Origin of the sequence: Glaciecola sp. MF2-115 (assembly GCF_047250385.1) — a bacterium.
In the GTDB taxonomy this organism is placed as follows: Bacteria; Pseudomonadota; Gammaproteobacteria; order Enterobacterales; family Alteromonadaceae; genus Glaciecola.
In genome coordinates, this window is sequence record NZ_JBLBVM010000056.1 from 363043 (window position 1) to 377992 (window position 14950).

19 protein-coding genes are annotated in these 14950 nt (G+C 38.3%); all 19 read right to left on the bottom strand.

Annotated features, from left to right (window positions below; translation table 11 throughout):
- Positions 1-237 precede the first annotated feature (237 nt).
- The 19 genes from ACKLNX_RS16750 to ACKLNX_RS16840 all read right to left on the bottom strand — a co-directional run bounded on the left by ACKLNX_RS16750 (position 238) and on the right by ACKLNX_RS16840 (position 14818).
- Complete coding sequence (locus ACKLNX_RS16750) at positions 238-645, bottom strand: hypothetical protein (RefSeq protein ID WP_412973182.1); 408 nt, start codon at positions 643-645, stop codon at positions 238-240.
- 5 nt (positions 646-650) lie between these two features.
- Positions 651-1295: a hypothetical protein gene (locus ACKLNX_RS16755; protein WP_412973183.1), complete on the bottom strand. Its 645-nt coding sequence runs from the start codon at positions 1293-1295 to the stop codon at positions 651-653.
- Positions 1296-1496: 201 nt separating this feature from the next.
- A complete protein-coding gene (locus ACKLNX_RS16760) occupies positions 1497-1964 on the bottom strand; it encodes an OsmC family protein (protein WP_412973184.1) in 468 nt (155 codons plus the stop codon).
- 89 nt (positions 1965-2053) lie between these two features.
- Positions 2054-2380, bottom strand: coding sequence for a hypothetical protein (locus ACKLNX_RS16765; RefSeq protein ID WP_412973185.1), 327 nt, complete (start codon positions 2378-2380; stop codon positions 2054-2056).
- 110 nt (positions 2381-2490) lie between these two features.
- Positions 2491-2955 carry a hypothetical protein gene (locus tag ACKLNX_RS16770; protein ID WP_412973186.1) on the bottom strand — a complete coding sequence of 155 codons (465 nt, stop codon included), beginning with the start codon at positions 2953-2955 and terminating at the stop codon, positions 2491-2493.
- A gap of 74 nt (positions 2956-3029) precedes the next feature.
- Positions 3030-3536, bottom strand: a complete 507-nt coding sequence (locus ACKLNX_RS16775) for a hypothetical protein (protein ID WP_412973187.1) — start codon at positions 3534-3536, stop codon at positions 3030-3032.
- A 64-nt stretch (positions 3537-3600) separates the two neighbouring features.
- Positions 3601-3957, bottom strand: coding sequence for a hypothetical protein (locus ACKLNX_RS16780; protein WP_412973188.1), 357 nt, complete (start codon positions 3955-3957; stop codon positions 3601-3603).
- A 483-nt stretch (positions 3958-4440) separates the two neighbouring features.
- Complete coding sequence (locus ACKLNX_RS16785; protein WP_412973189.1) at positions 4441-4923, bottom strand: hypothetical protein; 483 nt, start codon at positions 4921-4923, stop codon at positions 4441-4443.
- Between the two features lie 642 nt (positions 4924-5565).
- Positions 5566-6087 carry a DUF695 domain-containing protein gene (locus ACKLNX_RS16790; RefSeq protein WP_412973190.1) on the bottom strand — a complete coding sequence of 174 codons (522 nt, stop codon included), beginning with the start codon at positions 6085-6087 and terminating at the stop codon, positions 5566-5568.
- 97 nt (positions 6088-6184) lie between these two features.
- Complete coding sequence (locus tag ACKLNX_RS16795; RefSeq protein ID WP_412973191.1) at positions 6185-6619, bottom strand: hypothetical protein; 435 nt, start codon at positions 6617-6619, stop codon at positions 6185-6187.
- A 107-nt stretch (positions 6620-6726) separates the two neighbouring features.
- Positions 6727-7326 (bottom strand): DUF3885 domain-containing protein, encoded by a 600-nt coding sequence (locus ACKLNX_RS16800; protein ID WP_412973192.1) that lies wholly within the window; start codon positions 7324-7326, stop codon positions 6727-6729.
- A 541-nt stretch (positions 7327-7867) separates the two neighbouring features.
- Entirely contained in the window at positions 7868-8503 is a 636-nt protein-coding gene (locus tag ACKLNX_RS16805; RefSeq protein WP_412973193.1) for a hypothetical protein, read from the bottom strand.
- 76 nt (positions 8504-8579) lie between these two features.
- Positions 8580-8861, bottom strand: coding sequence for a hypothetical protein (locus tag ACKLNX_RS16810; RefSeq protein WP_412973194.1), 282 nt, complete (start codon positions 8859-8861; stop codon positions 8580-8582).
- 110 nt (positions 8862-8971) lie between these two features.
- Entirely contained in the window at positions 8972-9481 is a 510-nt protein-coding gene (locus ACKLNX_RS16815) for a hypothetical protein (RefSeq protein ID WP_412973195.1), read from the bottom strand.
- Positions 9482-9853 (bottom strand): hypothetical protein, encoded by a 372-nt coding sequence (locus ACKLNX_RS16820; protein WP_412973196.1) that lies wholly within the window; start codon positions 9851-9853, stop codon positions 9482-9484.
- Between the two features lie 96 nt (positions 9854-9949).
- Positions 9950-10369: a hypothetical protein gene (locus ACKLNX_RS16825; RefSeq protein ID WP_412973197.1), complete on the bottom strand. Its 420-nt coding sequence runs from the start codon at positions 10367-10369 to the stop codon at positions 9950-9952.
- 65 nt (positions 10370-10434) lie between these two features.
- Positions 10435-11124 carry a hypothetical protein gene (locus ACKLNX_RS16830; RefSeq protein ID WP_412973198.1) on the bottom strand — a complete coding sequence of 230 codons (690 nt, stop codon included), beginning with the start codon at positions 11122-11124 and terminating at the stop codon, positions 10435-10437.
- A 427-nt stretch (positions 11125-11551) separates the two neighbouring features.
- A complete protein-coding gene (gene recQ, locus ACKLNX_RS16835; RefSeq protein ID WP_412973199.1) occupies positions 11552-13762 on the bottom strand; it encodes a DNA helicase RecQ in 2211 nt (736 codons plus the stop codon).
- 303 nt (positions 13763-14065) lie between these two features.
- Positions 14066-14818 carry a methyltransferase domain-containing protein gene (locus ACKLNX_RS16840; protein WP_412973200.1) on the bottom strand — a complete coding sequence of 251 codons (753 nt, stop codon included), beginning with the start codon at positions 14816-14818 and terminating at the stop codon, positions 14066-14068.
- Positions 14819-14950: the final 132 nt, after the last annotated feature.

Here is a 14950-nt window from a genome sequence, read left to right on the forward strand (position 1 = left end):
GTATCCGATGTCGGGTTTGCTCCAAGCATGAACCTGACATCGTCACATCATAGGTCAACCAAAAGGCCGATAAGTTTGAAAGCTTTACAAATCTTTACACTTCTTTACACGTGGTGTTTTATCTTTACTGTGCACCAACAGCTAATCACCCATCTACAAATAAAAAAATGGACAAAATCCTAGTATGGCTTTCATATGAGAGGGTGTGACTAATTTATGTAGGTCTACAAAAAGTTGTTAACTGCCATTATTGATAACTATCGGCTCTTTTTGGTTGCTAACAAATTGCACCGTAACTGCGGAAATCGCTAGTGTTACGCCAAGTAAAACGCAAAAACGAGATGCTTGCTTATATCGATGTTCGTTATTTCTTTTGTCGTAATGGTCAGCGATAGTGATGAATAAGTTTATTGCTCCAATTACGGCTGCTGCTATGAAAATCCAAAGCGCGGTACCTTCAAGCGTAACGCCATTTGAAGGGCCTTTTCCGGGTAAATGAAACGATTGTTCCGCAAAGCCTACATTAGCAATAACAAGCAGACCAACACCCCAAGCTAGGTTGAATAGCCTCTCAGCTACTGGAATGTGATTAGCCTGATATTTATCCTTGCCTCCCTTGGCACTTAACAGCTTATTATTCGGCATTATCACTAATTACCATAATACTCATCAACTTGACTTGCTAACCCTCTAATTGGTTTAGCGCCATCAAAATGCTCTGAACTTTTACTATGAAATTCAATAAAACCTAGTTTAGTTGCAACGTCATATTCACCGATAGCTTCATCTAAAAATAGAAAACCAAGGTTGCCATATGCTGTGTGTTCTTTATCGCTGTAATGATCAAAAAACAAAACAACGCCCAATTTGTCTTCATCTTTATATATATTGTAATAAACATCATCCGCTTTAATTGACACACCACCAAAGGTAAGGTCATTTAGCGGAGTTCTTCTCGGACGAAACTTTACTATTGTCCATTGTTTGAAGTCAGGTGCTGAGTCGAATAGCAATTCAACCGAAGGAAAGGAGTTTTTTATACCACCTGCGCTTATAACAAAGTCTCTTTTGCCGTTTTCACGAATAGGACTAAACTCGAAAGTAAGCTCTGGATCTACTTTAGCAAGAGCTAAAGATAATTTATCAAAAGTATTTTCAGTATCTTTTTCAAAGTTGAAGATTATATCTTCATTCTTTTGAAACCATTTCCAAAAATCAACTTCTACTGAAGCATTCGCTTTTGAGCCAAATATTGAAAGTATACCCATAATTAGTAATTTAACTCCGTGCTTCATAGTATCCTTGCCCTATAACGCCGCCATTACGCGGCTACTCTTTAGTTGTGTTTTTCTGGCAGTCTTTTCTCAGTGCCATTTTTCGCTGCTTCTCTTCAGTCATGAATACTTTAACGCCAAATTAACAGGCAAAAAATGGTTGGCTAAAATAGCGACGAAGGAGCAAAAGCCAACTGTTTTTTGTCCTTGTTTAACAGCTTGTTAGGCTACGATTTCGGTAACAATTTCAGTTTTAACTGAGTTAGCAATGAAGCATTGCTCATGTGATTGATGGTGCATTTTTTCAAGTTGTTCCATCGTTGGTTTTTTATCACCAGAAAACTGAACATGTGGTCTAAGTGTAACTTTAGTCATTGAAATTTTACCATCGCCATCTTTCTCCATAATACCAACAGCATCGTCTAAATATGAATCTACAACATATCTTCTTTTGGCTGCAATTGATAAGAAGAACAACATGTGGCAACTAGAAAGAGACGCAACAAGTGCTTCTTCTGGGTCTACATTTGCTTCAACGGAATAAGGTAAAGGAACAACGTGAGGTGAAGAAGAGGCTTGAACGGTTGCACCACCATCAAAAATCCATTTATGCCCTCGGCTATATTTGTTATCAATATAACTTTCATTACCATCTCTAACCCAATTGATTTTGGCAAAATACTCTGACATTTAAACTCCGTTTATGAAAGTAGCCTAACACTTACAATAAGTGGTTTTGGCCACTATTGCCAAAGTTCGGTTTATGTATTTGTTATATTTCATTGCTGTTTAACCCTCAGCTTCCTGTAAGCAAGAACTAGTAACAATAATAGAATTATCGCTGACAAACCGCCTAGATATTTCTGCAGGTCAGTCAATGCAACTAATACTTCATTCTTATATTCCAACATTTCATGTTGAGTGCTCACATAGTCGGCTAACTCTGGTTTATCGTGCACTAATAATAGTACCTCTTCATACTCAGCTTTTTCTCTATTCAACTTTTCAGCTGATGGGCTCATTACGACTGCAACCCAGATCTGTAAAAGACTTAAAACCAAAAGCCAAGTAAGAGGGCTTTTATAAAAATAATCTATTGCCTTCATCTATCCTCCTTGAAGTATAACGCTTTTTATAAATGACGCTTTTTTTTGCGCGTCCAGTGAAGGCCGTTTTTTGGCCGTAACGATATTTAATAAACTTGTTAGGTTGCGCTTTATGCCCATTCTTTAGTAACCATTGCACGCCACTCTTTATCAAGTATGTTTTCTGTAATGAACTCCAAATAGAAGTCAGCGTCTCTATCAATTTGGTCGTAGGTAACATCAACAATCGAATATGGTGATCTAGCTAAATGAGAATACAAGATGCTAAAAGTACAAACACCTTTTTCAACAATCTGAAACTTTGAAATGAAAGGAAAAGGCTGCGAATGTTTAAATTCTATTTCCGAATTTTCTGTGAGCCAACTTTTTTCACCAGCAGAGAAAATTATGTTCTCATCCTCTCTATAGATTGCAAAGTTTACTTTTGAGCCAAATATTCTTTTTTCGCTATGAGCAAAACCCGAACAAGGTTTATCCGTGTTTTTGGCAGTGCTCAAGACTATCGTCTTAGCCTGACCTGTCTCCGGATCGAATTCGACCAGCTTTCGTTCGTGAGTCCAATGATTTAGCAGCATCTTCCCTAGCAACCTAACGCTTTGAATAAGCGGTTTGGCAGCGCTTTTCTGACAAATCCGTCTTCATGCTATTGTTAGGTATCTTCATTGTCTTCCAATTCATCAACCGTATCTATATCTCGGAGAAAGAAGCACGAACTCTCATCGATAGCATGAGTAAACTCAAGTTTATCAGCAAATGCCAATTTCATCTCGTCAGATATACAAACAACTTTTTCAACCACTGAAAAACTCGAAGCATAGGCCGTGGCACCAATTTGTTCAGAGTTCGTTTTATTCTCAAAGTCTTCTAAAACAACAAATACATCTTTCAAAGAATCACCGATGCGCTCACCATGCTGAAGTCTAGCGAATCTAATTTTCTCAGAACTATAATCGCCTGAAACAACATCTAAAATTTTAGCTGTATAGATATACCAAAAATGAAATGGAATACAAACTTGGTCGTCAGCCAAGTCTTTGCAATCAATGTATAAATCAGTACCCTCTTGAGAAAGTACCTCGACTCTTAAAACCAACTGTTCAGCTTGAATACATGCGCTAAACATTATCAAAACGAAAAGAGCTACAGACTTAATCATGTATACCTAACACCAATTTAAGGGCCGCTGCGTGCACTTGGCAGTGTCCGCTTCAAATTTCTTGTTAGGTGGCATTTGCGCGCCCCCCCACGAAAGCTATTAAAGTACCAGAAAGTACGCCTGACAAAATCGCAGCAATCTGCCATTCTATTTCGCCTGAAAATAGCATTGGAAGACTACATAAAATCCCAGCCACAACAAAATTACGCCTTCGATAAAACCTAAGCTTGCGCATTACAATTAATGCAGTTCCGCCTACCACTACAAAGTATATAGCTATAAAAATACCAGTTAAAAGGAATAAGGGGATTAATTCAGGAACATCTGAAACAGAAAACTCTATCCCGTCCCACTTAAATGCAGCTGAATGAATTACGGTCGCCACTAGCCAACTAAGTAAAATCGAAAGAAATAATCTCAACGCTGACACCTAACGCTTTGCATAAACTGCGAAGCAAGTTGCGCGCTTATTTTGCGCCGTTTGCTTTTTGCAAAAAAATCGCCCAACTTTTGGAGTCAGGTTTAATGCGTTTTTTATATTTCGCCACCTTGTTACACCTTTCTAGTTAACCACAAATGTATGCATTGGATTGTCGCTATTGCTGACGCAAAAAATACTAATACATAGATTAAATAAAACACCTTATTTGTGACAAAATATAATTCTTCATGAGTATTCTGTTCCAAACAAATCATTTTCGTTGAATCATAGTGACCATTAGCTAAATAGCAGAGAAAATTTAACTCAAACTGAGCGACTATTGCAACAACGACGCTAGCTATTATTATAGCTATTGAATATTTGATTCGCTTTTTCAATTGAGCCTACAAGAAATATAACGCTTTAAACAGCGGAAAACGCGAGCGTAGCGAGTGTATTTCTCCTGATTGAAGTTGCTATATTTCATTTGCCATAAATAACGATTGGGTTACCTAACGCAGACCAAATATCTGCTAGCATAGATTGCCACTCTGCCTTTTCTTCTGCGCTGGCTGATTTTAGTTCTGAGTTAACTTGGTCAATGTTCATAAACGTGCTGCAACCTCCCGTCTCATAAATACCATCATCGGTTTTATGTGCAAATACGAGGTAATGGCTCTGTATTGTTGGCGCAGGCCCACCGCAAGAATTATTTTCCAAGGCTGTTTTTATAAACACAGTTCGAGGTATACCTTTGTTTCTGTAAACTTTATCAACTTTCATCTCTGTTTTGTAAAAACCAGAACTCCAGTCACCAGGCATCCTTTCTACATTCATTGCTGAAGCCATAAAAATCGCATCGTACCTATTGAGCTCTTCTTCATAGCTTATAGCTTCGCTGTAGCATGAGCAAGACAATGCACTTGAAGAAAAAATTAACAGCATCAATAATATGAAACTTTTCAAAAGCGTTTCCCCACAGAAATGTAACGCCGCGTTAACTGATAAAGTGATTTTGGCGACTTTGCTGAGTGTCTTTGCAGGAAAGGTAACAAAATTACTAAGTCCATTTGAACGCCTTGTTAGGCGCAAATACTCTACGGAGAACAAAGTAACTGCCATAAAGCAAAACAAAAAGACCTAGTAAACAAATTGGTATCCTTAAAATTGATACCGCCCAATACTCATAACCAAACAATAAACTAACATGTAAGAGCTGTGCAATAATAATTGAATTTATTACTATGGGCTCTATGACGAGATTAGTAGTGAATACTTTATAGAAAATATTAGTTAAGAATAAACCTACAAAAAATAGTGCCGAAATTGAAACGGTTATGGCAATAAATGGTGCTGAATGCATAACTGAATAAAATAGCATTTGAGAACCACCTAAAGTAAGGATGTACATTTCAAATGCTGTCCAAGCAAAACTTGGCCAAGCAGTTAATAATAGTATTTTGTAGAGTTTTAGCATTTAACTATGGCCATATTCTTTGACGCCTAACGCCCAGCCCACCGCGCGCAGTAATGTTGGCGACTTTACTGCGTGTTTCTGCAGGAAAGGTGCAAACATTACAAAGTCAGGTGGAGCTTTTTGTTAGGAATTTATTCATTGATTACCAAGCCATAATACTCAATTATTTGCTTCGATGGGTATAGAAAGTTTTTGTAGCCCGCCCACTCAGGGTCAAGTTTTACATTTATACATGGTTTACAGCCTTGGCATGACGTTGAGTAAAAACTATTTATAGCTTGTTCTGCTTTTTCCTTATTTTGCACGTAAATATAATGCAATTGCTCATTTTGATAAGTAAATGTGCCTGCATATTTAATTGGTATTTTTGATTCTAGGTAAGCAACCAAAGATTCCTGAAATGCATTTAAACTATCAACTTGACTTGGACTAGGAAGGCCTTCTGCATTCTGTTTCTCATAGGTTATGCCAGTTACCACAACAAATGGATAATCACTGACCGGAGCCAATTTGTTGAAACTCAAGTCTACACGAGTAGAGCTAGGGCCACTTTCCTGACCAGATAGGTATGACCACCATTGTTCCTCTGCTACCACATAACCTGAAATCATCAGGCCGACTAATACAAAGATTTGGGATATTCTGAGTTTCATTTTATTCCTAACGCCCCAATGAGGGGCTAAAAATTGTTTGCTAAAATGTTGAGGAACGAAAACAGCAAACTGTTTTTAGTCCCGCTTAATTGGCTTGTTATACAACCTTTGACCTAAGCCAGTGTATTGGCCTGTGTAAAATAGCAAAGAAAACAAAACCAAAAAATATGCCTTGTAGAATTTGCATACCTATAGAGTTTTCAGAATATAAACTTTTCCCAACGCGAAGTTCAACTAACAAATTGTTGGATTTTAAGTACTTCCCAATAATATTTTTACCATTCATCAATGCTTTAAACTCATCACATGAGCTGTAGTTATGAGAGGAAAAATAGCTTTCTCCATTGAGGTGATAATACCCTGAGTAGTTTTCATGTCTTGCGTTGAATTTGCATGAAAGTTTACTATCGGTTAAGTCAATATCTACAACATTTTCATCCGTTCGATTAGATACCAAATAGATCGTGGTAAGGACAATGAAAATAGTTGCCAGAACAACATCGAATAAAACCTTTGATTTGACTCTACTCATTACGCCTCGGGTTGCATAACGCCTTACTAATGGGCGCATAAATGCTTGGCTAAAATTAGCGAAGAAGGAGCGCAAGCCAAGCGTTTTGCGTCCTTTAAAGTAACTTGTTAGAGAGCACCAAACCACTGCTTCATGATGCCAATATCATACTTCAAGAGCCAACTGTAAAACTGTTTATATATTCTTGAAAGCATGAATTTATTGCTACCCACAAGATCCATACCTCTATCGTCATATGGATGAGCCAAAACGCCTAACTCAATATCAAATATGTAAACATCAACCCAATATGATGGTCTTATCCCTAGTTCATTTGCCAACTTACCAAAGAGTAATTTATGCAATTCGGTTTTAGCGATTTTGAAGAATACGTAGTTTCGATGCCATTCTTCATCTTCGTCCCATTCACTGTGAATATACCTTGCTTTAGGAAATTTGATTCCTAACTGGTGTAGCTCACGAAATTGAGACAAATTTGATAGAAAAGAATCTCCGGCAAAAGAGATACAGATTGATAGTTCATTGTTTTTTTCGAATACAGTTTCGATAACTTCAGTTGACCGCTCCAAAGCTGTTGTGAACATCGAAATATGAGAATCATGCTTAGCGCCTTCGGACAACTCAAACCTTAAACAGTTTTCGTTGCTATAGAAAATCGCATGTTGAAAGGAGTTCTTCCCAAATTTATCGAACGCTTGCTGAATCATCCCTGTGCTCTCTAACACTAAATTAAGCGGCGTTGGCAGCTCTTGCCTATGTCCGCTTGAATTTCATTGTTATGTGCGACTAAATACAATCTGAGCCTACACTACATGCAATTATTAAAGCAAAAAATGGGAAAGCAAGCCCCAGCACTATTGACAAAAAAGCAGCAATTACGTGCCTAGATTTTTGCGACAACGCCGAACTAAAAACAACTACTAGAGACATTATCGTCAATGGCATTGCAAAAACGATAGCGTTTACCAACAACAAACTTAATAGCCTATTTTCCCTTCCAAATTCTGAAGCCTCAAAAAAATATGCGTAACAATATAAAATAATAAATACTAACGCAGAAAAGGAGATTAACCCCCTGAGTTTTAATCGTTTGAATATTTGAAATCCCGATTCAATAAATACTAGACTGATTAGACAAACAGTAACTATTACCGGTAGCAATTAATATCCTCGCTCAAGCACATAACGCTTCAAATATGGGGCGCGGCTTTTTCGCGTCCCTGACATAATTTGTTTGTTAGGTATACTTTAACCACTATGCTTGAGGTACTGTTTTTCTGAAAAATACCACGTTAACGCGCCAAACAAAGCTCCCGCAGTAGCCCAAAGTGCTGCTTGCCAAATAAGGGTAAAGCCTAATGCTTCTGACCCGCGGAAGGCTGGTAACACAGCCATGATAATATACATGAATGAACCCCAACCTATAACACCGGTTTTAAGTATATATTTAAGTTTCCCTTGTTTTCTTGTTTTGCGCCATTGCTCTAGTTTATCTTTTTTGTGAGCCGTTGGGGTTGCAACAACACTATCTTTTAACCAGCTACTAGGTACGTCAGAGTTTAGATAAACAGCGTAAATTTTTTCACGACTCCATCTAAAAATAACAAGTGCGAGCAAAGCATTGATTAGCCACCCAGTAATATAGCCAAGTATCATAAGCACGACCATAGCGGACAAAAATACACTTAACCAAAGCCAGCCATTTTCAGCGTCTTTAATCGGTGTGCCTTCTTGAATTCCAAAAAAAACTGATAGGTATTCAGCTAATAACCAAATTGGAACAAAAGAAAGAAACATTAAACCAATAGGAAAGATCGCTAGAAATATTGAATATCTGGCCTTGAGTAAATTGCCAATATGAAGATTAAACGCAATATTATTCATGTATACCTAACACTTTCCATAACCAGCGCGGCGTAGCCGTGTCCGGTTGATGGTATTGTTATTTTCCGTTGTCAAATCAAACACCTGATTTACCATCGTATTTATTTTTAAGCTGATTGAATAAAACATTTCCCTTGTTAGTAAAATCAAACTCGGGGAAATTTTTACTCAAATACTCATGTAGTTCCTGATTACCTTTTAGCAAGCTCATGACCGCACTCTTAACTCTAGTTTTTTCGTCCTCAGTCGCAGAAGGATTATGTTTGATGGTATCTATTGCTTTCTCACATGTACGACTGAGTGGCGAATCCATTCTCGCCAGAGCATGAAATAAATTGCTCCCATCTTCCCGATCCATCTAATTACCTCCGAGGAATATAACGTCCTTAATAAACGGCCAAAACTTGTTGGCTAAATTGGCGAGGAACGAGCTCCAGCCAGCGAGTTTGGGTACGGTTGATTGGATTGTTATATGGCATCAGCTAAAAAAGAATCCAAAGGAACCATTATCCGCAGTGTAAGATCATCATTATTATCCAGAGGACTTTGAATTAATTGCTCTCTCACTTTTGAAATCAGATCTCTATCCGCTTCCTTTGCATTCGATAATACCCTAGATATTAAAAAAAACATTTCAAAATCTAAATCGCGCTGAGCATTGATTGCATTATCTGAAATTATGCTTGCTCTTATTTTCAAATAAAAACGCAACTTCAAAACTAGCTCAGAATGCTTATATTCGTCAAACTGGTTATTTATGTTAACTCTAACTTCGTCTGTAAAGCAGTTTCTATCTGGGAAATCGAATGCAAAGCTGGGGTCAGCTTTTCCATGAGCAGTGAAACTGAGAACAAAGAAAGCTATTAGAAAAATTTTCATAAATACCTTGGATGACATATAACACTTACCATAAGCGGCTATCCCGCTCTCTTTGGGAACGTCCGACTTCATGGTTTTGTTATTTGCCGCTCCAATCATCTAAGAACTCCCTTGAGAATATTTATCTATTAACTCGGTATTTATACCTTTGATAAAAGGCCCCACCCCGTTCGCCCAATTGAGCCCAAATTGCCGAGCTTCATGTCCAGAAATATAAACTCTGATTGTTGTAGTGTGTTTGTCAAAACTTTCAATTATTAAATCGGCGCATGGCTTTATCCGTTGCTCATCAATAAACATATGTTCGGTTAGGAACTCAATAGAATTTTCCCAACCAGAAGCCAACTCATCGTTTAAATTAATTAATCGAATGTTGTTTTTCGGAACGTCACTATTTAAATGCAGACGAGCTTGGTCAATCGCCTCATTTAAAGAGCCTTCGACTATAATTCTAAATTCATCCTTAGTCATAAACCCCTACAGGCAAATAACGCTTAACATATGGGGATTTTAGGAGCGCTTTTTCAGCGAGTAAAGCTCCCACCATGATGTTTTTGTTATGTGTGTTTACGAAAAATGACATAGATTGGCCGCTTTTATGTAAGGCGCTAATTTGGTTATTGCCTGCTCATCTTTATACCAAATGATATAGGTATAATCCCATTCTTCTGTAATAACACAATCGAGTTCAGGAATTACAAACTTTGAGAATTTCGAAGCGTCTTTGTTCATTGCCTCGTCGTAGCTAGAGAGCGCAGAACTTATATTCCCAATAGGCACTAATTGTTCTTTAGCACAGAAGGCTTCCTGAAGTGGATAATCCTGACTGAGTAAAACTAAGAGCCGGTTAAACCTTTGCCATTCATTCTCAGTAACTTCGTCCAGCTTGTGTAAGTTACCCTCACCTAACCAACCAGACCAAAGAGATATGAATTCCTTTTTGAAATCGGGCCTCACTTCCCAGTCTTCAAAATATTGGTGATACATCAGGTTCCTTGAGCACATAACGCTTTGCTAACGAGTGAGCTTGCAAATCTCTGTTAAGCATCTTGTTATAAGCCAACTTTTGGGAGCTTCTCAGTTTTACTCATTTCAAAGCTTTCTAGATTAAGTATTGTTGAGTAAGACATACCAGCTTTTTGATATATAAGAAACAATTCAGTTTGATTCAACAAAGTATAGTCCACGACTCTTTCTAGTTCATTTATTAATTGTTTATATCCCGAACCATCCGGATTAGTTATTGCCACTGTAGATAGGTCACTGGCTGACAAACGGTTATCTTGATCCGAATCGAGTTGAACTAGTTGATACAGAATCGCAATCACCGGTTTGTCAGAATTAAAATCACCGTATCGTAGTTTATCACTACTCTCAATTAGGTAATTTGTATGGTTGAATAGCCATTTTTTTTCAGACGTCTCGATATCGATAAATAAAAAATTCCGAGTCGAGTTAGATGATTTACTAAAGTATGCCCGATCAAACGACTGGTCTGAATAAAGTGGGATCATTAACGTCTTGTTATCATTAAACTTCGATAACTGCCCAAACCTCCAATTTTCTTTTACCTCAGAGCTTTCTTCAATATTTACGATATTTCTGGTGGTTCTATCTCCAGTAACATCTTGAAAAAGTTTATACGTTACGAATACGAGGACAGCGACGGCTAAAACACCAGCGACCGAGATTACCAGTCCATTGAATCGCCAAATTAATTTAAAGAATTTATTTTCTTCCATGATTCTCCATACCTTTACCTTGGCTTATAACAACTTATCACGAAGACCGCATAGTAACCACTAGATAATTTCATTACACAAAGCCTCCTTACTCATTTAGTTTCAATAGCTTACTATTTTTTAGATGACAATTTCTACAATTTTTATGCGTTTACTATGCATGCATAGTAACAACAGCATGCAAAACGGCGCTGAGCCTAAGTTTTATCTGAGCAAGGTTACATGTTGAATTGTTTTAAATGCAGATCACTATGACAGTCCTTCAGACGAACGGCAGCTTGTTTAATTAAAGTTGGGATGCTGGAATTCGAATATGTGAAACAGTTTATTAATTCTATTCAATCTCACCTTGTCAGTGACTGATTGACTGTGGGATTGAACTGGTTGACTGTGTGATTCACTAACTGAGTGACTAAAAGTTATCAGTTTACGCGTTTCTTTTGCAAATATATAAAACCCTCATCAAATGAAGTTGCTCATAACTGCACTTTTCGCTCAGAGCTTCGTAAACTGGCTTTAGTCTTTCCGTACCATGCGCATCAAATGCAACAAGGCATTCTTCAATCTGTGCCTCATCTAGCTCAACTTCCTGTGTTATCCGTTCAGGTTTGTTAAGGCTATTTCCTGCTTGAGCGTATTTGTAAAGATGGTTGAAAATGGTGTTGTCCTTTACTTTAAGCGAACTCGAAAGCTCTGCAATGGATTCGCCGCTCTCGAATCTTTCAACAACTTCCTTAGTTTTACTGCCAATGCTGACGGATTTTGTGACTTCTTTCTTTGATTGCAGACTAGCACTTTGCGAGTTTTCGATTTCTTGTAAATCATGCTGTTTACAGAAATCGATGACAAGAGACAAAAATATATCGCCATACTTAGCTAGTTTTGCGCTGCCTACACCATGAATTTTCAATAAACTTTGCTCAGAGTGCGGCAAGTAGTAAGCCATTTCTTGTAAACTTCGATCAGCAAATATGGCGTACGGTGGCACATTGGCTTTATCAGCTATTAACTTCCTTTCAGTTTTGAGAATGCTAACTAGCTCAGTATTTCCAATCACATCAGATTGTGAGGCTTTGCGCGTTTTCTCTGGTGTTGCCTGTTGTAGCATAGCGAAGAATGGCGCCTTTCCTTTTAGCACATCTGTTGCCAATTGGGTTAACTTCAAACCTCCAAATTGCTCATCTTGACGCAGCAGCTTCTTTTGAATGAGCTGTCGTGACAAGGTCATCCATTGCTTTTTATTCAGTTCTTTACCGATGTTGTAGGTTGACAACAAGTTGTGTTGGTTTTGCAAAACTTTCTCTGCATTCGAACCTCGCAATACATCAACAATGTGCGCTGCGCCAAAACGTTGTCCCGTTCTATGAACACAAGATAAAAATTTTTGAGCGGGTACCGTTAAGTCAGACTTCTGCTTGTCATCACTTAAACAATTATCACACTTTGCACAAGTTTCGCTCACTTCTGGCTCACCAAAATACTGAAGTAAAGGTACTCGTCTACATTCTTCAGTTTCAGCCAATGCTAGCATTTGATTTAAATGCATGGTGGCCAGTCGCTTCTCTTGCTCATTATTCATTTGGTCTATGAAGAAGCGAATCTTTCCAGTATCGCCATAACCGAACAGTAATAGACAGTCGGCATCTTGCCCATCACGTCCTGCCCTACCAATCTGTTGATAATAACTTTCTATATTTTTTGGCAGATCATAATGCACTACATAACGTACATCTGGCTTGTTTATGCCCATGCCAAAGGCAATCGTTGCAACAATAATATCGATATCATCGCGCACGAATTTTTCCTGATTCAGTGCTCTCTTATGATTATTAAGACCCGCATGGTAAGGCAGCACCGAATAGCCGTCTTGCTTGAGTTTTGTGGTCAATTCATCCACGCCCGAGCGTGACTGGCAATAAATAATGCCTGATTCTTTGGCGTGCTTATCAATAAAAGCTTTAGTTTGCAGATACGCTGATTCTTTCGGTGCAACTTCAAGGTATAAATTTGGTCGGTCAAAACTGGCGATGAATTCACTGTTTTGACTGATATTTAGCTGGCGTTTTATATCTTCACGCACTCGCGGTGTAGCTGTTGCCGTTAACGCAATAGTGACCGCGTTTGGAAAACAAGATACTAGTTGATCAAGTTGCCGATACTCTGGTCGAAATTCATGCCCCCACTCTGAAATACAATGCGCTTCATCAATTGCGATACAAGAGATATCAATTGTTTTCAATAATCCTAAGGTACTTGACTGAAGGGCTGTCTCAGGTGCTAAAAACAATAACTTTATGTCACCGTTTTTAAGCATTACGAGATTTTCTTGATACTCCTCTGTACTCAATGAGCTATTGAGCACTACAGCAGGAATGTCTAATTCTACAAGTTGCCTAACCTGATCCTGCATCAACGAAATGAGGGGGGAAATAACAACTGTGAGCCCATCAAAAACGATCGCAGGGATTTGATAACACAAAGATTTACCGCCACCAGTGGGCATAATGGCTAAGGTGTTATTCCCGTCTAATACGTTCTCAATAATATGTTGTTGCGTGGAACGAAAATTATCAAAACCAAAAACATCTTTAAGGATTTGGTGCGCATTTTGTATTTGATTAGGCTTCGACGATGACATATGACTTAAAGTGCAATCCGTGGTTAGTTTAATTTCGCTTTAATAAACGCTGAGTTGTGATTCGTTTTGACACGATGTTTATGATGCTAGTTGCTGTAAATAGCTATGCAATTTACTTACCTATACGAATTGCGTAGCTATGCATTTTATGTAGCTATGCAAAACAATTAGCTTAAGCAAAGTAAGAATCAAAGTAAGGTACGAAGGTATTCAACAAAGCAGGCACACTAATACGCCTTTAATTGTCTTACAAGCAACATTACATACTATGACGTTCTTTCTTTTACTTTGACGAGCTTCCTTTTACTTTGACGCTCGGCCTTGTGAGTGACCTATCCTAGCGCTAGCCGGAGCAAATCGCGGTTTATTTACTTTCCATTTTGGTTTAATTGTTGATAAGGGTATTTCACGCTTACGAGCGACCAAGATATACATAGATGAAAACGCGGGTAAATAGCGCTTACAAAATTGTTGTATTTTTGAACCCGGCAAAAAGCGAGTATCCGCAAAAAGTGACGAATACATGACATTCTCCTGCTCTACAATTTCAAAACCTAACAACTGCAACCAATCTTTAATTCGCGCGCTAGTAAAGAAACGCCCCTGATGTAAAAGGTTTCCCTTGTTGATTGGGAAGTACTTCAACACTCCAGCTAAACTATAAGGGTTAAAGCCTGCGATGATCAACTGGCCATTAGCCGTGATTGCTCGATCGACTTCGCGTAAAATTTGATGAGGGTCTTGAGCAAAATCGAGCTCTGCCGCAAGCAAAAAAGCATCGACTGAATTCTGTTGTAAAGGTAATTCTCTTGAAACACCGCGGACATTCGCTTTTTCATGCTCAGCATCCGTGATATTCACTACATGCTTAATAGAGCACGCGGATATGTTAATATCACTGCTTAAACTACCTAGTCGCACAAAGTGATAGCCAAAAAAGCGTTCTACAATTGGCGCACATGCATTTTCAAGCTCAGCACGAATTTGCTCGCCTTGACTTAAAGACGACCATGAACTGGGATATTCGGGCTTGATATCACTGAGCGCTGACCGCATCACCTAATGTTTACTTCCTGAAAAATAGTAAAATAAAGTGTAGCAAGGTTATAGTGAACGCACATTGCTTTGCAAGCGTAATACAATTTAATTAAGTGTCGTATCAAATATGCTTGAAACTTAGAATCATCA